Below are 19,112 nucleotides of genomic sequence, written 5' to 3' on the forward strand. Positions count from 1 at the left end.
ATAAAAGATATTGAATTAAAAATGCTGGACAATTACCAGCATTTTTAAAGTTATATTTGATAATAAACTATATTAGAAAATTAAACTATTATTTATTCAAACTCTGATTTAGGAAATACATATTTATCGATAGCTTTTGCAACACCACCACAAGTATTTTTACTAGTAACATCATATGCTATTTCTTTTAAATTAGGATGAGCATTTTGCATTGCAATACCATATTTAGCCCATTTTATTAATTTATAATCATTCATACCATCACCACAAGCTAGTACTTGGTCAGGAGTAATATTTCATTTTTTGCATAAAAATTGTACAGCAGCAGCTTTATTAACACCAATTGGATTAATTTCGATAACACTATGAGAAGAAGTAGCAAGTTCTAAATCTTTTATAGTGTTTAATTGTTCTAAAATTGTATTAACTTGTTTTTTCTTTTTACAAAATAATAAAATTTTATACATACCCTCATCGGTATTCTCATCAATTTGTTTAGTTGGTAGGTTATTAAAATTTTCCATAATTTTAACTTTTAGTGATCTGCGATTAATTAAGCCTGTTTTATTATTGGTACTATATCCTCACATTGCTAAATTATTTTTATTAGCAAATTTAACTATTGTTTGTATTTGTTCTTTTGTTAATGATTTTTCATACAATATATCTAATCTATTATCATTAGTAATATCAAGGATGTTACCACCATTATAACAAATAATATGACCGGTTTTTTCATGCATTAAACATGATTTTGCAATATCAATGGTTGAACTTGGTGCTCTTCCTGTTGCAATAATAACTTTAATATTTTTTTGATATGCTTTTTGAATTGCAATTAGATTTTTAGGATGAATTTTTCATCTACTTTTCAATAAAGTTCCATCTAGATCAAGAACAATTAATTTAATAGCCATTATAAATACCTTATTTTCCTATTTCTTCGATAATATTAGTCATATCTTTTTCAGAAACTAAACCAAAAGTTTTTTTAACTTCTTTTCCTTCTTTATTAAAATAAATTAATGTTGGAATTGATTGGATTTCATAATCTTTTGCTAGTTCTTTAGCTTTGTCAACATCAACTTTAATAAAATTAATATTTTTGTGTTTTTCGTCATTAGCAACATTTTCAAATCTTGGCCCTAACATTTTACAAGGACCACATCATTCTGCTGAAAAATCAATTACTGTTATTTTTTTTGATTGTAAAAGTTGCTCAACTTCTTTTATAGAATTAATATGTTGTATTTTGCTTTCATTATGCATGTGTTCACTACCTTTTCTTTTAATTTATTTTATGGTTTAATTCTATCATTAGTTTTAATTTTTAAAACATTAAACGATAAAATAATTTTTTTAATTTTAGTTATTACTATATAAAAATTTATAATTTTTTTAGAATAAATTCATAAGAAAATTGTAAATTATTTTTTTTAAAATTAAAGAAATATCTTTTCAATTTTAGAATATATCTGTTATAATCTGAAATATATAGGTTAGGACTAAACAATTTGAGAAGGAGAAAAATAAATTATTAGTACATTTTACAAAACTGTTTAATAAATAAATGTAAATGAATTTTAAAAGGTGTAGAGTTAATATTTATTTATGGTATTTCAAAAAAATAGTTTGGTAGAGAGTTATTTTTTAATTTTTAATATTATTTATTTTTCCACAAAAACAAAAATTGTAAAAACCTATGTGTTAAAGTATGTTTATATTAAGTTTTTAAGAGCAGGTTATTTGGGTTACTATAATTTATGCATCCTTTTAGAAGGAGAGTAAAAAAAATGTCTGTTTTTAATAGACTTGCATGTGTTTTTAAGCCACCTGCAAAAAAAGAAATTTTTAGTGAAGACTTAAAGCAAGTTAATAAAAAATTTATTATTTTACGTAATCAAGTTTTTGGTTTTAGCATTTTATCATATATTCTTTACTACTTTACTCGTCAAGCGTATACAGTAGCGGGTTCTGCTTTAGAAAGCAATGGTAGCATAACTAAAATGGAGTATGCTTTAATGGGAACAATTTTTGCCGTTGTTTATGGTGGTGCTAAATTTATTGTTGGAAATGTTGCTGACCGTAGTTCAGGAAGAGTAATCATGATTTTTGGATTATTTGTTTCTTCTATTTTAAATATTATTATGGGTGGTGTAGTTGCTTTTGCTGGAACTAAAATTAGTGTTGGCCCATTTGTAATGATGTTGAGTTTGATTGCGATGTTAGCTGTTTTCCAAGGCATGGGCTGACCAGCTACAGCTAGACTATTTTCTCATTGATTTACTGATAAAGAACGTTCGGGACGTATTGGAATTTGAAACTCAGGACAAAATATTGGTGCTGCTTTATTACCGGTTGTTGTTATTTCTTTAGTAACATTACTTGATCCGGGTGGAACAATTTATGGTTTATATTTTTGAATTCCTAGTATTTTTGCTTTAGCTATGATTCCATTATGTTTATGAGGATTGCGTGATCGCCCCGAAGCAGAAGGGTTACCTACTGTTGAAAAATGAAAAGGTGTTCTAGAACATAAAGAAGAAAGAGTAGAACTTAATTGAAAAGAAATTTTTGTAAAATATATTTTAAAAAATAAATTTTTATGAATATTAGCATTTGCTAATATTTGAGTATATGTTGTACGACAAGGACTGGCAGGATGAACATTAATTTTAATGAAAGATATTCATGGCTTAGATTTAAAACACAGTAAATGATTTGCTGCCTGTTTTGAATTATCTGGTTTATTTGGTGGTATTTCTGCAGCATATTTTGCTAAGTGATTTTTTAATAATCGTAAAGCACCATTAATGATATTTGGATTATTAATTGCACTTTGTGGACTAGTTTTATTGCAAGTTGCTCCTCGTGGTAATATGCCTATGCTTATTACTGCTTTAATGATTGCTGGTTTTGGTATTTATATGCCACAAGCGATGATTGGTGCTACTGCTATTGAACTAACAAATAAGAAAGCAGCTGCTACTGCTTCAGGATTTACAGGATTATCTGGTTATTTTCTTGGTGATGCTCTTTTTTCAAAAGTAGTAATTGCTGGTATTGGTAATGAAAACTGAGATTATGTATTTTATTACTTTTATGGTTGTATTGCTGCTGCTATTATTTCATTATCTTTACTATGAACAAAAAATCAAGATAATAAAATATTATAAAAATATTATTAGATTAGCACCATAATAAGGGTGCTAATTTTTTTTATTTAAAATGATATTTTAATAATAAAATTAATAAAATTTTATTGATTTTCAAAGTTACGGTGTTATAATAAATTTAAGACACACAAAATTATTGGTTATTAGCCTACTAGTATTATTTTTTATTTTTACTAAGTAGTTTTTTTATGTTTTTTTGTAATGTCTTATAAAAAGGAAAAATATATTGTTATTTTTAAATAAATCTAGTTATATATTCTTATTTTTTATTTAATGAAATTACAATATATTATTTATGGGATTTTTCTTTTACATATTGATAGAAAAAATGAAATTTAGTTGATTCAATTATTCTTTGTAAGTAAAACAATAATTTCTTATATATAAAAAATATATATTATGAACTTTTAGTTTTAATTTAAATAGTTCTATTAAAAAGAGATATTGGAATAAAATCAAGAAATATAAGCGAATTGAATTAATATAGAAACATATAAATAGAACATTTAACATAAATATTAAAATTTCAAAATAAAACCTATATTTCTTTAAAAAGAAAATGAAAATATTGTGTTAATTTTAAAATATGTTTAAAAAATCTTTGGAAACTTTTCTCAATCTTTATGCAATAAAATTTTAATTATACATAATAGAGAAAACGTGTTATTAATATAAGTTTAAAAAGGAAAGAAGCAAAGACAAATGTGTCCAATAAATGGTAATAGTGCCAGTATAAGAAATCAAAATATGGAATCTTTAGTGGTAGGAATAGAAAATAATAATGAAATAGTTATTACTAAAACTAAAAAAATTATTGCAGAACTTGCAAATATTAATTTAAGAATTCGTTATTATACCAATTACATTAATCAATATTGAAATAGTGATGAACAAAAATATAAAAATAAGGTAAGAATATATTTTAATGATTTAGGAGAAATTTATGAAAATTTACCAAAATTTATTAAAAAAGAAAGTGAAATAAGTTCAAATAATTGTTGTTGAAAAACTATTGAATATTTATCTTCTCCAATTGTATTGTTAACAGGTATTTCAATTAGAGTAGCACAAAGATATTTTTCAATAGCTGTAGTATCAGAAAAGTCTATAATAGGTAAAACTTTTATAGAACAATTAGAAATATTAGGCAAAGGAATGTGAGAATCATTAAAAATTCCTGAAAATTATGCTATGGCTGGTGTTGATACACTTACATCTTATTTTTTATCTTACTATCCATTTGGATTAAAAAGTATTATTGATTTATTACCTTCAAATCAATTAACACAAAAAAGAATTAGATGAATATTTACCACTTGAAATTATTATTAAAAAATTAGAAAAACATTTAGAACTTAAAGAATATGAAAAATTAAATAAAATTAATTCGAACTTAGATAAGTTGTGTACTAATTTATCAACAATTATCAAAAAACATGATGTAATAAATCATATTAAAGATGAATTAAAAAATATTGATTTTAATGATGAATTTACTTTTGAAAAATTTAATTCTTTAATTAGTGCAGAAATCAGTAATGATTTTTTAAAAGAACTTTTAAATGAATTAAGTGAATTATCAAAAACTGATTTAAAAAATGAAGACTATTCTATTAAAGAAATTATAAAAAATAGTTTATCCAATACTAACTTTTTTTTGACAACATTATTAATAAATCATTTAGTTATTACTGCTTCTTCTGCTTATACTGCTGAAACATTAACATGAGAATCTTATAAAGAAGATATAGTATCAATTAATAATATTATTTCAACTATTGTTCGTGCTACAGTAATGAAATTTGTTAATGAATGTTTTATTAAAAATTCATTAAATACAATTTTTGAACCAGTAAAAAATTATTTTTGCCCTCAAAATAATGATCATACATTGCTACAATCATTTAAAAATTGAGTTAAAAATCAAAATAAATTAAGTCAATTAGGAGTCTTTATCGTTAGTTTTCTTTTTATTAGCGCTATTACTAATGCTATTAAAACTTATGCAGCAGATGTTACACAAAATAAAGGTGATTGAAAAAAAGCTTGAATTCAATTTAAAGAAACATTTCCAAAATTAGGAATGGTATTATCAGCACTTGGTGTAACTAGTTCTGATTTATATAATTTAACAAATAAAATGAAACCAGCTTTTAAATTAATATATAAGCAAGAAGAGCAACAAAAGATTATTGATGAAGTATTATCTGAATTACCAAATATAATAAATCAAGCAAATGGGAATGCTGCTAGTGATGGAAGAGATTTTCTTACTAGAAGAATAAATGGTCATATTAATAATATTAATGAATGAGATGAAAATGATGTGCAAGATATAAATAACTCAGATAGAGAATATCTTATTCCTAATAATAATCGTAATCATGATCGTTCTCTTATCCAATGCGTAACTATCTAATTATATTAATATAGTGAAAAGATTCCTACTTTTAATGAAATTAAAAGTAGGAATTAACATATATGAAAATATTTAAAAATATTAAAATCATTTTTATTTACAAAAAGTTTAAATTATAATAAATATTTTATACAATATTTCATTTTTTTTATTATAATTTAGTAGACTATTAATAAACATATTTTATAAGGAGTGAAATATATATAATGTTAAAAATGAAAGGTATTGGTGCTAGTAATGGCATTGCTCTAGCCAAAGCATTAATCTTAAAACATGAAACTATCAAAACTAATCCTAAAAAAATTAATGAAAAAGAAATAGAAGGAGAAGTTAAAAAGTTACATGATGCCTTAAAAATAGCAGGTGATGAAATTAAACAACTCATCCAAAATACAACAAAAACTTTAGGTGAAGAAAAAGCCGCTGTTTTTGAAGCTCATTTTTTAGTAACAACTGATCCAGTATTAATTGAAGATACTGAAAAGTTAATTAAAGAAGAAAAATATAATGCTGCTAATGCTTTAGAAAGTACTGCTAATAAAGCAATTGCAACATTGCAAGCAATGGATGATGATTATTTTCGTGAACGTGCTGCTGATGTTATTGATGTTCGTGATCGAATTTTACGTAAAATTTTAAATATTAAAACTATTGATTTAAGTGCAATTAAAGAAGAAACAATTATTGTTAGTCATGATCTAACACCTTCAGAAACAAGTCAATTGAATCCTAAATTTGTTAAAGGATTTTTATGTGATATTGGTGGTAGAACTTCTCATGCAGCAATTATGGCTCGTAGTCTTGGTATTCCAGCAGTTCTTGGGTTAAAAAATGTTACTACAAAAGTAAAAAATAATCAATTTTGTGTATTAGATGGTAATACTGGTGAAATTGAAATTGATTTAAATAGTAGTGAAAAAAATAAATGAGTTGCTAAACAAAGCGCATGAATTGAAGAACAAAAAGAATTATTAGTATTTAAAGGTAAATTAACTAAAACCAGTGATAATCATGAAGTAAAGTTAGAAGCAAATATTGGTTCACCCAAAGATATGATTAAAGCAATTGAATATGATGCACAAGGAGTAGGACTTTTTAGAAGTGAATTTCTTTATATGGAAAGTAGTGATTTTCCAAGTGAAGATATTCAATTTGAAGAATATAAAAAAGTATTGTCTGCTACTAAACATAAAGTTGTTATTAGAACTTTAGATATTGGTGGTGATAAAGAATTATCATATTTAGATTTATCAAAAGAAATGAATCCTTTCCTTGGTTATCGTGCCATTCGTTTGTGTTTAGATCGTAAAGATATTTTTAAAACTCAATTACGTGCTTTAATTCGTGCTTCAGCTTTTGGTAAATTAGCTATTATGTTTCCAATGATTGCCACTGTTGAAGAATTTAAAGCAGCTAAAGCATTATATGAAACTTGCAAAAAAGAATTAATTAAAGAAAAAGTTAAAGTTAGTGATGATATTCAAGTTGGAATGATGATTGAAATTCCAGCAGCAGCAGTTAATGCCGAAATATTTGCTAAATATGCAGATTTCTTTTCAATTGGAACTAATGATTTAATTCAATATAGTTTAGCCGCTGATCGTATGTCAGAAAAAGTGTCTTATTTATATCAACCATATCATCCATCAATTTTACGTTTGATTAAGATGACAATTGATGGTGGGCATAAATATAATCGTCCTGTTGCCATGTGTGGTGAAATGGCTGGTGATAAAATTGCTGTTCCACTACTAGTTGGTCTAGGGCTAGATGAATTTTCAATGTCTGCATCTAGTGTTTTAGAAACTAGAAAAATTATTAGTACTTTAAATAAAAAGGATACAGAAATATTAGCATCAAAAGCATTACAATGTGAAACCAATGAAGAAGTTAAATCATTAGTAGAAAAATTTTTATCAAAAAAATAAAAATATTATTTATTTTTAAAGTTACATTATTTAATGTTAAAATTATAAACATCTAATTTACATAATTTTGAGGAGAATCTACATATGTTTTTCAAGAAAAAAAAACAATTACCTTTATTAATTTATGCGCCAGTTACTGGTAAAGTTATTAACCTTAGTAAAGTTGAAGATCCAGTATTTGCTCAGGAAATGTTAGGGACTGGTTTTGCTATTATTCCTGAATATAAAGATAAAGATGGAGTTGAATTTGTATCACCATTTGATGGAAAATTAGCAACAGTATTTAATACAGGACATGCTTATGGTATTAAAGATGTAAATACAGGTATTGAATGTTTAGTTCATATTGGTATTGATACTGTTGAATTAGCTGGTAAGGGCTTTTATATTAAAGTTGAACAAGGTAAACCAATTAAAAAATCAGAAGTAATGGTAGTTGCTAATTTACAAGAAGTTAAGAATAAAGGTAAAAAAGTAACAACACCAATTGTTTTCACTAATGAAACAATGGAAGGTTATGTTGTAAAGCAAGTAGTAAAAGATGATGAACAAGTAACGGTTGGTCAATTAATTGCTGAAGTCACTAAGAAATAAATATTTTTATTAAAACAAAACCTTAAATGGTTTTGTTTTAATAAAAACAAAATTAATTTGATAAAATATTAGTAAGTATTTATATATTATTGGAGGTATCATTTATTATGGATAATTTTTGGCAACATTATTGATGAGCAGTACTTATTGTAGTTTTAGCTATGTTAATAATACTTTATATTTTATATAGAATTTATCAAATTTTCCATATTGATTATCACTGAGAACTGAATCGTCATTTTCCACAATGAAGTAATGAGGGAATCATTACTAGGGATAACTATTTTTTACATACTGAATTTAAATTTGTTGATAATAGTAAATATATTATTATTGGTATTCATGGTATGGGTGCCTCTTTAACAGACTTTAAAACAGCTGCTAAGTTTTTTACTAAACATGGTATTTCATTTTTAAGTTTTGATCAACGAGGTTGAGGAGAAAATGAAAAATGAAAATATCATACTTTAGGAACAACTATTAAAGATATTATAACGGTTTTGAATGAACGTTATCCTAATAAAAAAATTTTATTAATGGGTGAATCATTAGGTTCAGCATTAACAGCATTAGCAATTAAAAGATTACCAAAAATGATTGATGGTGCAATTTTAACTAATTTTGTTACTAAGAAACAAATATTTAAAATAAAACCTTCATTAGTTTGTCATGCAATTTGAGGATTTCTATTTTATAAACATCATCCATTACCTATTACTTTTGATATGGAAACAATTTCTATTAACTCTAATTATATTAAAAAAGGGAAAATTAGAGCAATGACTAATATGAAATTTACATTATTATTTTCTTTACAAGCACAAAAATTAAGTAAACAAGTACCAAAAAATCTTAATAATGCTAAATGTCCGGTTTTGATTGTTCAATCTGCAAAAGATATATTTGCCGATTTTGATAAAATTGAAAAAAATAATAAACGTTGAAGACAGGGGATAACTTATAGTTTTTATGAAGAAGGTAATCATGCGATTTTAAATGAACCCAATATTAATATTATTTTAGAAGATGTTTTAACTTGAATAGAAAAAGAACATATATAATGATTATTTATGTTATTAGATCAAAAAAATAATTAGAAAATTTAAAAATAGTAAATAATAGTTGATTGAGTAATTTTTACTTTATAGTTATAATAGTATTTATAATTTAATAATTGTTCATACCTAGTATAGTAATTTAACTATACTAGGTTTTATTAAATTAAAATTATATGTGAAAAGGAAGATAAAAATTATGAATATTATTGCAGATCAAAAAGAATTAATGAATAGAATTGAAGGTTTATTAGAAGAAATTGAAAATAAAATTGAAGTAGAAAGAAGAATTGATAAAACTAAAAAAGAAATATTAGGTGATATTTCAGATTCTGTAGGTACTCCTGCCTATATGCAAACAGCTGGACTAGTACAATATATTAAACAACAATTAAACGAGGAGAAGTCAAAAACAAATCCTAATATTAAACAATTAATGTCAATTATGTCAGAACTTAATGAAGTAAAAGAAAAAATAGATGTCACAGGTAAAGAGCATAATTGACGTAATGCTAGAAAATATCAAACATCTAATAATCCTGAATTTTTAAAAAGAATTGAAAAGCTTAAAGTTGAGTGTTTAGAAATTCACGAAGAATATTTAATTAATAATTCTAATCAAATGGCAGAAAACCAATCATCAGCATCTAATCAAAGTACTGTAAGACAACATTCATTGTAAAAATAGTGCCTTAATTAAGGCATTATTTTTTATATATTAATTTTAATTATTTTTTAAATTGAAAACTAATATTATCTAAATCAATTGCTAAACTACAACCAGCAATTAAATTTGGTGATGAAGTAACACGTGCATTTCATTGATAATAAATATTATTATCATCATGGTATACATAAAGATCAATAATTGGAAGTTGAATAATAAGATCAGAAATTGCTACAACATTATAAGGATTTTGTAGTTCATATTTAATATTTTTATTAATTAAAGAAGCAGTTTGAGTTGGGTGTAATCCATCATTTTGAGAATTATTTACATTAAATATTCAATTATTATTACTATCATTATGATTTCCAGAATTATTATTATAAGTATTATTATTATCTTGAAAAAGAGCAGTATCATTTTGATTATCTGGTAAATTACCAATATCACTTAAATTTATTTTAATAGGTGTAATTCAATTTTTAGAATTAATATAATCATCACTTACAGTTGTTAATCTTCATTTAGTATTCATATTAAAATTAAAATTAAATGTTATACTTTCATAATCTTCTTTTAATTTATCAACATTATCATAACCATATTGATTTACATAAATACCAATACTATTATGAAATTTACCTTTAACATCTTCTAAAGTATGTGGTCTCATTTGATAAGTATCTTTTGAAGTGTTAAGAGTACTATTAATATCATTATTAATTCCATACTGACTTTGATTACTTAAATCAATAAATATAGGATGCGCTCTTTCTATTAATGGTGGTGGTTGTATTACTTGTGGATAATTAAATGGTTGGTCAAATTTAAAAGTATTATTTGCTAAAATAAATGTATTTTGAATTAATCTACTATTATTACTTGCTTTACCAACTGTTTGATAAGTACCACTTCAAATACTAAAATTATCATTAACAGCACCATTTCTATTATCTGGCATTGAATAAAATGTTATTTTAAAATTACTTTTACCAACAACTTTAATATCAATCATATCAATTGCTCATTTAACAATATTTGTATTATTAAAATTTGGAGCATTTAATAATGGAGTTGAACTATCTTCTTTTGCTAATAATGAAATTGTATCTTTACCACCAGCACCATTTTGAACTAAATTTACAGTATCATAAATTCCTTGTGAAGAAATACTTCCATCATTAATATCAAAATTTTGTAAATTAATCATATCAGTTAAATTAAATGTAAATGATGTCATATGACTTGCTGTTCCAGCAACTGCTTGTATAGCATCTGGAGTATCATTTCTAAATACATCTAATGGAATTAATGCTGGATTAGTACTTTGTGAACTATATAATAATGTTGTATAAAAATTATATAATTCAGCAGAAATTAAGCCATTTATATAAGGAAATTGAGGTATTAATAAATTACTTGATAATTTAGCACCAATATCTAAACCACCAACAAAAGCATTCATAAATGAGCCAAATATAGGTATTGTATTAAGATTAATTTTAATTGTTTCTCGTACTGTTAACGATATTTCACTAATAGGATTATAAATAAAATAATGTAATGCATTAATAGTATTTAATTGCTTAAATTTATTATTATTCATATTATAATGAGTATTACCAATAAATTTTTTATTATTTTTATTATAATATTGAAAATATGGATTACCAGCAGTTGCATAATTATAATCTTCAATTTCAGCACCATTTAAAAAATTATTATCTCAATAATTTACTAATCTATTTGAAACATCAACTTTATTAGTATTTTTAGTTTTTTCAACATTAGTTCTTAAATGACCTTCATAATGTTTAGTTGCACCATCATCATAATTTGGAGAAATTACTTTTTGTCAATCTTGATAACTATCCATAACTGATTGTCCTTGAACAGTTAAAACATAATTAGTTTCTGGTAATGCTTGAAAACTTACTGGGTCATAAGTTGAACATTGATATTGTCATGGAAATAATAATTTACTTGGATATTGTCTATATTTATGCTGTTTAGTATTAATAGGATTATTATCAATATCTCTACCTCATAATGCTATACTAATAGGTTTTACTGAACCATAAAAAGAAATTTGACAATGAGTAACTGGTAATGGTGTTAAATAATTATCATCTAAAACAATATTATTATTTTCATCTAATGCTGGTAATGCTACTGGGTCACCGGGCGCACCTAATTGCACATATTGATTAATTGCTAATCCACTATGTGCTAATTTATCATTTAATGAACTAAAAGTACATTGAATATAAGCCAATTCTTTATTTTCTGGATTATAAGTTTTAGTTGCAACTTCAAGAATATATCATTGTCTATCAACTTTAATTGATTTATCAGTATTTATAACTTTATTAATTTCTGGAATCATATAAAGTTTATAAAGATTTGAAACAATATTATTAATAAAATTAAAATTCTTTTTTTCATTTGGAATATTAATAACTACATTTTTAATTGCTTGTTCTTGAATAAAAGCATTATTTGCTGGAGTTGCTGAATAAGTAATACCTAATTGGTCACTTACAATATTTCCATAAAATACATCACCAATTTGTAATTGTTTATATGCTTCATCTGGATTATCTTTATTTTGAATAGGAAAATAAGAGTGGTCTCATACTGCTTGTATGGCTTCTCTACCAGTAAAAATTTTACTAAATGAAGTATAATCATTAGGAATACTAGTTGGTGGTTTATATCCCGTTTCTGTTGAATTTATAGCACCTAAAATAATAGTAAAAGGACATACACGAAATTGTAAATCTTTATTTTGTGTAAAATCTTTTTCAATTTCACCAGTTGATTTTCAAACCGTTTTAATTAATTGATGATTCTGTTTTGGTGTCATTCCCATTCTTAGTTTCTCCTAAAAAAGTATTATTAAATTCAATTTCTTCTTTTTGATATTTTCTATTTTCATCAATAATTTGTTGTGCTTCTTCTTCACTAACACCATATCTTTTAACTATAATTCTTTTAATATTAGTAATTCCTAATCTTAATTCTGCTTCATCAATTTCAAGTGATTTTAATCTATCTGTAATAGTATTTTCTTTAATTTCAAATGTTCATTTAGATTTATCACCATCTAATCCCATTAATATAAAACATCTTTGAAATATTTCATTTCAATCACTTTGATTTAAAGTTCTTTTAATTCTTGTAGTTTCCATATCTCTTGAATTAGTAATTAATACTTCTGCTTCAGTTTTTTGACTTGTAGTATCATTTACTGGACTATATCCACTACCTTCAAATGCTTTATCAATAATAAATTGTATAAATTCAGCATATTTATCTAATATTGGACTACCTTGTAAAATAGCAATTGGTGGTGTTCCACTAGTACTTCCTAAACTTCTTAAATTTGCTTGTAAAATAAATTTACCTATTAATTTTTTTAAATCAAAAGCAGTTTTAGATTGATTTATCTCTTGTTCAGTAATATCTAAAAATACACGAGTAACATTAAATTCAAGTTCATGGTCAATTGATTCAAATGTTTTATTTAATAATTCTTGTAATTTTTTAATTGGAGTCATATCTGGATAATAATCACCAATAACTCCACCAAAAAAATTCTTTTTAGGTAAATTTTGCATAAATTTAACTGGAATAATACCTAAATTATGATTTTCTATTAATGGTAATTGTAAATCTTTACTTATCTTTTCTTGTAAACCATCTAAAGTAACATAATCACTTGTAAAATATCTAATTATTTGATTTTGAGTATATGTTGTTTTAACATAAATACTTTGGTCATCATACTGTACTCTTGACCATGTTGATGCACTATATTCAGTTTCTAATACTCTTGCAACTCTTGATTGAGCATATGGCTGAGCAAAATTTAATGATATTCTACCAGTTTTACTTTTATCAATTTGAACAATACTATAACCATAACCAGATTTAATATGACAATCTTGATAAAACAAACTATCAAAATTATTTCATTCTTTTATTTTTTCAATTGCTCTTTTATATTCTTCATGTTCACTTGTTAAAGTATAACCATTACCCCATAATAATTTACTTGCATGATTTGCTATTATTTCTTGAAGATTAATCATACATCACTTAGGAATTAATATTTCAGTATTATGATTATTCATATGTTACTTCCTTTCAAAATAAGGATTTATATTTGCACTTAAATTTCTAATATATGGCTCAATTGCATAATCAAATGCATCACGTAAATGGTCATTACCCGCTAATGGTATTTGTTTAATACTTTTAGGGTCTCATACAGCCAATCTAAATTCATCTAATAATGCTTGTGCATTCATACTAATATTTAAGCGTTCTGATGCCATTAAAGCCACATTCTTACCTATTCTAAACTCAAGTCTTAATTTCACACAATCTTTAAAATATAGCCATGAATTAACTTGATATTTAATTGCTGTATCATTAAGCATTTCAATAAATGTATAATTACTAAAATCACAATATACAGTTAAACCATATTCATATAACAAATTATTTTCTTTTGCTAATTTAATATAAAACTCTACTACTAATCTTGCTAATTGTTTATTATCATATCTAACTAACTTATTTTCTATTTTTAAACAATCAATAACATTAACAAATTTAAAATTATAATCAAAACCTATTAATACACATGCTAAAGCATCATCTTTAAACCCATAATCTAATCCAGCACTAAATCTATAACTTGGTTGTAATAAGCGAGATATCTTATGAATAAGATGTGAATATATACCACCAGATTCATAACCTACTAAACCATGACTTCTTACTCTTGCAGATATTGGGTCTAGAACTTCTATTTCTAATAATTGTTGTTTATCACTATCTTTTAAATGAGTATTTAATTTTCAATTTTGATAATGATAAATAGTATTATCAATAATAATAAATTGTTCATATTCATTAATAATTTGCTTTTCATTTTGAGGACAAGCATTTATAGTTTTTTTAATAAATTCATTTAAAATACTTCAAGGATTACAACTTTCAATTTCTAATAATTGATTTGCACCACGAATAGCATCTTTTAAATCTTGATAATCATTTTCAGTAATTTCATATCTTTCATCACTTCATATAATTACATAATCATATAAATAATTACTTGCTAATCCAGTTAATTTAACATTACTATTATCTTGTGAATGTAAATATTTACAAGTTATTTTACTACCATTAAATTCAATAGTTTTTTTAGTTTCACTAATAATAAAATTAATACTAGGATATGTTGCTCTAATAATTTGTTTTAATTCTTGTCAACTATCATTTAATTGTTTTGACATATTACGAATTAAATAAGCATGAATATTAATATTATCTAACATTAATAAAATACCAAGAAATTCAATTTCACTAAATGTTTTACCAGATTTACGACTACCTAATTGTTTAATTTTATTAATATTTAAAGGTTGTTTTAAATACATTCTTTTAGCAATATCTAATAAATAACCAAAATTACTTAACATTTATTCTTACCTTTATTTTCTAAACTAATTGCTATAGGGGTGGTATTATCATTATTTTTAATATCAATTTTTGTTGATAAATGATATTTATTAACATATGCTCTTTCTAAATATCATGAAGAATTAGAAGAGTGTGACTTTAAATATCTTTGTAAATTTAAGTGTTCAATTTGAGAATGCGCTCAATTAATTTGTTGTAAAAAAGTATTTCTCTTTTTTCTTTTCATTTTTTTAAAGTATTTTCAGTTATATCTAAATAAATTAACATTCCTAATTTAGTAGGTATTTCATCAAAATCTTTACAATGAATAAAATAATTTTCTAATGATTCTTTTAATTTTGTAGCATCATTAAAAATTGTTCTTATTTTTATTTTTTCTTCTTGCACATAAAAATCTCCTTTCATATGCTTTAAAAACGCAAAAATTTATGCTATAATTAATATAATATTTAAGTTAAAACTTCCGCGTAATAACTTATTAACTTTATTAATTACTTCATATATTTTTTTATTTAATTTTTATAATATAATTATAACAAAAAATAGCATTATACTACTATTTTTTTATTTCTTTTCTTAAATTTAAAATTAAATTTAAACAATTTCTTAATTTTATTTCCTAAACCTTTTCAAAATTTATATTCGGGATGTTGTGATTTATACATAATCATAGCACCAATAATATTTAGAGAAATAGTAAACAATACAATTCCAAAAGGATTACTTTTTTCACATAACTCTCATCCTAAATTAATTAAATGAAGAGCAAATGCTATTCATGCTAAGGATAAAGGAACTAACATAATATAAAATACAGTCATAGGTGGGTCTACTTCTTTTATTTCAGTTAACAATAAATAATCCATTTTTATTTTCCTTTTCTATTTATATTTTCCTTTATTGTACATTATTTTATTAAAAAAGAAAAGATAACTAATAAAAGTTATCTTTTAAACGTAAATAGAATTTTCAAGTTATTAAACGTTTGTTAATATTATACTCTAAAACCAAACATTTTTCAACAATATTTTAACAAATTTGTTAGAATAGTTAGGACAAAAAATCAATAGAAAGGTGTCGAAAAAATGTTTAGTTTTAAAGAATTTCTAAAATCTGAAATCACTAATATTTTAGCAAAATATTTTCAAAAAATCCATGATTTTGATGAATATTTTTTTCAAAATAGAAATAAAAATCAATATAAAATTGATTCAAGAGTTAATAGAACAGTAAATACTCCAATTGGAATAGGAACTTTTAGACAAAGAGTTTATTGAGATACAATTAATAAACAATATTATTATCCAATTTATGAAGAATTTGGTATTAAAAAAAGAGCAAGAATTACTAATGATTTATATTTTGATATATTAGATAATTTAATTGAAAATTTAATAAATAAAAAAGGTTATTTTAATATTCAATCAGAATTTAAATATACTTCTTTTTCTAAAAATCTTATTTCAAGAATTTTTAAAAATGCAAAAATTGCAAAATGAATACCAGAAGAAAAATTTAAAGTATTAGATAATGAAAAATTAAATATATGTGCAGATGATGCTTATATAACTTGTTGAGATGAAAATGGTTTAAAACAACAATATTGTTGTAGACTTTTAACTTATAATTTAGGAAGAAAAGAAATTTATTCATATAGAAATAAATTAGATAAGAAAATAACTTCATTTATGTTATTTAAAACTAATAATGCACCAAAACAAGAAGAATTACATAATTTTACAATACAAACTATTAATAATCATTATGATATTAAATTAAATATATTTGCTATTAATTGAGAATATAATAATTATAATTTAGTAGTTGCTGGTGATGGTGCATTATGAATTAGAGCAATGGCTAGTTGATTAGGTTGTTATTATATTTTAGATAAATATCATGCTTTTAGTTATTTATGAAAATCTTTTGTTAATGTTCGTGGTAAACATCAAAAGAAAGCACTTGATTGAACAAAGTATTTAGATGTAACAACTACTTTTTCAAATGGTAATTATAATGGATTAATTACTATTTTAGAAAATAATCATAATAAAGTTACTAAAAAAACTTATAATTATTTTAAAAATAATGAACAAGGAATTATTAATCAAAATGCTGATTGAAATATTGGATGTTCTGCAGAAAGTGATGTATATCATTTTTTAAAATCTTTAACTAATGGAGCAAAAATATATAATTATCAAACATTAAATAATATGTTAATAGCAAAAGCAAATTATTTAAATTATAGAAGTTATCTTAATAGTACTTAAATTAATACAATTTAATATTTTTAAAAACTAATTTTAAGATTAGAATTTTTGTGTTATTTAAATGTAATTTTGTAATTATATTTTTTAACATTTTTAAAATTTATGGTATAATTTAATTAACAAATCATAGAATTTTCAAGTTATATTGTAAATGTTATTGAATTCTATGGGTTAAACTTATACGTCCTTGTCGTTACGAAATAATTTATTATCATATTAGTAACTTATTTCCAAAAATGAATTATTTGAAAAATAATGAAAATTAGACAAAATTACTCTCTTTTCTTAAAACATTAAATTTATATTTTATATTCGACGTATTTAAAAAAAATAAAATATACATTTTGTAAGTTAAATTAAAATTATCAACAAGGAAAAAGACAAGAAATAATCTTGTCTTTTTTTGTAATTGTAAAATTTTAAAATTTTTAATAACAATCTTTAGCACTATTATCAACACGTGTTAGGGAACTAAAAAAGTGAACTACAACACAGTTGTTAAAAATAGTAGCTAGCATGTGGACTTGCATGGATAAATAAAAAGTGGAGTGATACCTAATAAAATATACTAACCATTAATGGTAATTCTTGGGGTGGGAGCGAATTGGAAACTAGTATATATAGACCTGTTGTAGGGACCCATTGTATTAATTCTATTCTTTATTTAACCAACCTTGCCACTCCCCAGTGAGCAAGTGTTGGTTTTATTTTTTATTTATTTTAAAAAATTTTTTTGGGCGAGAAAATAAATTTCAAACTTGTAAAAAAAATTGAGCGGGACCGGTTCAATTAAAATATTAATTTGCTAAACACAAATTAAATAAATATTGAATCGAATGCCTCAATGTTTTTTAAAATTTCACAATTTATTTTTGAGCCCAGTTTTCATGGAATGAATAAAACGAATAGTAGTAGTATTAATAATCTAAATATCAAAATATATGTTCTTTATGCTAGAAGCAACAGAACATATTAGGAAAGGATTATTATGCAAATAGAATTTAAAAAAGAACAAATTGTTAAAGATAAACCACAATCTATTCTTATTGATTATGTTGAATATAAATTATCACTTCCAAAATGAATGATTAAAAATAATTCTTTTATTGTTGATAACAGTTACACATATTGAGTTTTTAATTTAGAAAATATTAAAAGAGAATTAAGTGGTAATGAATTAATAAAATTATTAGAACCATATATTAAAGACCAAAAAATAACTGTTAATAAACCAATTACTCCAAAAGAATATTATCTTAATGATATAAAACTTGAACCATTAACATTTTATGAACAGCATAATAGTTGATTTATGGGTGAAATAACTGATAACAAAACTAAAATTACTAATCCTTGTTTTAAATATAACATTACGTGAGAAGAAAACAGAAAAGGTTTTAAAATAAATAATCCATATAAGCATAATGATTTAGCAATTAATTATATAGTTACTTCTTATAAGGAAATTTCAAATCATAATGAAAAAGTATTTTTGTTGAACATGTAA

General features: G+C 23.5%; 18 protein-coding genes. 10 read left to right on the forward strand and 8 right to left on the reverse strand.

The genetic code is table 4. The features are described 5' to 3' along the window. Positions 1 to 92: 92 nt before the first annotated feature. A complete protein-coding gene (locus AACK83_RS05775; protein WP_338956762.1) occupies positions 93 to 917 on the reverse strand; it encodes an HAD family hydrolase in 825 nt (274 codons plus the stop codon). Positions 918 to 927: 10 nt separating this feature from the next. Further along, entirely contained in the window at positions 928 to 1,269 is a 342-nt protein-coding gene (trxA, locus tag AACK83_RS05780) for a thioredoxin (RefSeq protein ID WP_199188855.1), read from the reverse strand. 524 nt (positions 1,270 to 1,793) lie between these two features. Between trxA and AACK83_RS05785 the strand changes: the two genes are divergently transcribed. From AACK83_RS05785 to AACK83_RS05815, 7 genes are all read left to right on the forward strand, one after another. After that, entirely contained in the window at positions 1,794 to 3,176 is a 1,383-nt protein-coding gene (locus AACK83_RS05785; protein WP_338956766.1) for an MFS transporter, read from the forward strand. A 747-nt stretch (positions 3,177 to 3,923) separates the two neighbouring features. After that, positions 3,924 to 4,508 (forward strand): hypothetical protein, encoded by a 585-nt coding sequence (locus tag AACK83_RS05790; RefSeq protein ID WP_338956768.1) that lies wholly within the window; start codon positions 3,924 to 3,926, stop codon positions 4,506 to 4,508. Between the two features lie 70 nt (positions 4,509 to 4,578). Continuing rightward, complete coding sequence (locus tag AACK83_RS05795; RefSeq protein ID WP_338956770.1) at positions 4,579 to 5,595, forward strand: hypothetical protein; 1,017 nt, start codon at positions 4,579 to 4,581, stop codon at positions 5,593 to 5,595. Between the two features lie 203 nt (positions 5,596 to 5,798). Next, positions 5,799 to 7,523 carry a phosphoenolpyruvate--protein phosphotransferase gene (gene ptsP / locus AACK83_RS05800; protein ID WP_422397103.1) on the forward strand — a complete coding sequence of 575 codons (1,725 nt, stop codon included), beginning with the start codon at positions 5,799 to 5,801 and terminating at the stop codon, positions 7,521 to 7,523. An 84-nt stretch (positions 7,524 to 7,607) separates the two neighbouring features. Then, positions 7,608 to 8,117 carry a glucose PTS transporter subunit IIA gene (locus tag AACK83_RS05805; protein WP_338956773.1) on the forward strand — a complete coding sequence of 170 codons (510 nt, stop codon included), beginning with the start codon at positions 7,608 to 7,610 and terminating at the stop codon, positions 8,115 to 8,117. A gap of 107 nt (positions 8,118 to 8,224) precedes the next feature. Beyond that, positions 8,225 to 9,178 (forward strand): alpha/beta hydrolase, encoded by a 954-nt coding sequence (locus AACK83_RS05810; RefSeq protein ID WP_338956775.1) that lies wholly within the window; start codon positions 8,225 to 8,227, stop codon positions 9,176 to 9,178. Positions 9,179 to 9,371: 193 nt separating this feature from the next. Continuing rightward, on the forward strand, positions 9,372 to 9,854 hold the full coding sequence (locus tag AACK83_RS05815; protein ID WP_338956777.1) for a hypothetical protein: 483 nt from the start codon (positions 9,372 to 9,374) through the stop codon (positions 9,852 to 9,854). Positions 9,855 to 9,900: 46 nt separating this feature from the next. Here the strand turns inward: AACK83_RS05815 and AACK83_RS05820 are convergent, their stop codons facing one another. The 6 genes from AACK83_RS05820 to AACK83_RS05845 form a co-directional block, all read right to left on the reverse strand. Beyond that, entirely contained in the window at positions 9,901 to 12,711 is a 2,811-nt protein-coding gene (locus AACK83_RS05820; protein WP_338956779.1) for a hypothetical protein, read from the reverse strand. Next, positions 12,674 to 13,975 carry a hypothetical protein gene (locus AACK83_RS05825; RefSeq protein WP_338956781.1) on the reverse strand — a complete coding sequence of 434 codons (1,302 nt, stop codon included), beginning with the start codon at positions 13,973 to 13,975 and terminating at the stop codon, positions 12,674 to 12,676. Before AACK83_RS05825 ends, AACK83_RS05820 begins: the two co-directional genes overlap by 38 nt. Positions 13,976 to 13,978: 3 nt before the next feature. After that, positions 13,979 to 15,331, reverse strand: coding sequence for a phage terminase large subunit (locus tag AACK83_RS05830; protein WP_338956783.1), 1,353 nt, complete (start codon positions 15,329 to 15,331; stop codon positions 13,979 to 13,981). After that, positions 15,325 to 15,558 carry a hypothetical protein gene (locus AACK83_RS05835; RefSeq protein WP_338956785.1) on the reverse strand — a complete coding sequence of 78 codons (234 nt, stop codon included), beginning with the start codon at positions 15,556 to 15,558 and terminating at the stop codon, positions 15,325 to 15,327. Before AACK83_RS05835 ends, AACK83_RS05830 begins: the two co-directional genes overlap by 7 nt. Further along, on the reverse strand, positions 15,489 to 15,719 hold the full coding sequence (locus tag AACK83_RS05840) for a terminase small subunit (protein ID WP_338956787.1): 231 nt from the start codon (positions 15,717 to 15,719) through the stop codon (positions 15,489 to 15,491). The genes AACK83_RS05835 and AACK83_RS05840 overlap by 70 nt, the downstream gene beginning before the upstream one ends. 161 nt (positions 15,720 to 15,880) lie before the next feature. Beyond that, on the reverse strand, positions 15,881 to 16,198 hold the full coding sequence (locus tag AACK83_RS05845; RefSeq protein ID WP_338956789.1) for a hypothetical protein: 318 nt from the start codon (positions 16,196 to 16,198) through the stop codon (positions 15,881 to 15,883). Positions 16,199 to 16,417: 219 nt separating this feature from the next. Between AACK83_RS05845 and AACK83_RS05850 the strand changes: the two genes are divergently transcribed. From AACK83_RS05850 to AACK83_RS05860, 3 genes are all read left to right on the forward strand, one after another. Further along, a complete protein-coding gene (locus AACK83_RS05850) occupies positions 16,418 to 17,605 on the forward strand; it encodes an Mbov_0401 family ICE element transposase-like protein (protein ID WP_338956791.1) in 1,188 nt (395 codons plus the stop codon). An 844-nt stretch (positions 17,606 to 18,449) separates the two neighbouring features. After that, on the forward strand, positions 18,450 to 18,581 hold the full coding sequence (locus tag AACK83_RS05855; protein ID WP_338956793.1) for a hypothetical protein: 132 nt from the start codon (positions 18,450 to 18,452) through the stop codon (positions 18,579 to 18,581). 12 nt (positions 18,582 to 18,593) lie between these two features. Continuing rightward, complete coding sequence (locus AACK83_RS05860; RefSeq protein ID WP_338956794.1) at positions 18,594 to 19,112, forward strand: hypothetical protein; 519 nt, start codon at positions 18,594 to 18,596, stop codon at positions 19,110 to 19,112.

This window comes from Spiroplasma endosymbiont of Tiphia femorata, assembly GCF_964020225.1.
Taxonomy (GTDB): Bacteria; Bacillota_I; Bacilli_A; order Mycoplasmatales; family VBWQ01; genus Spiroplasma_E.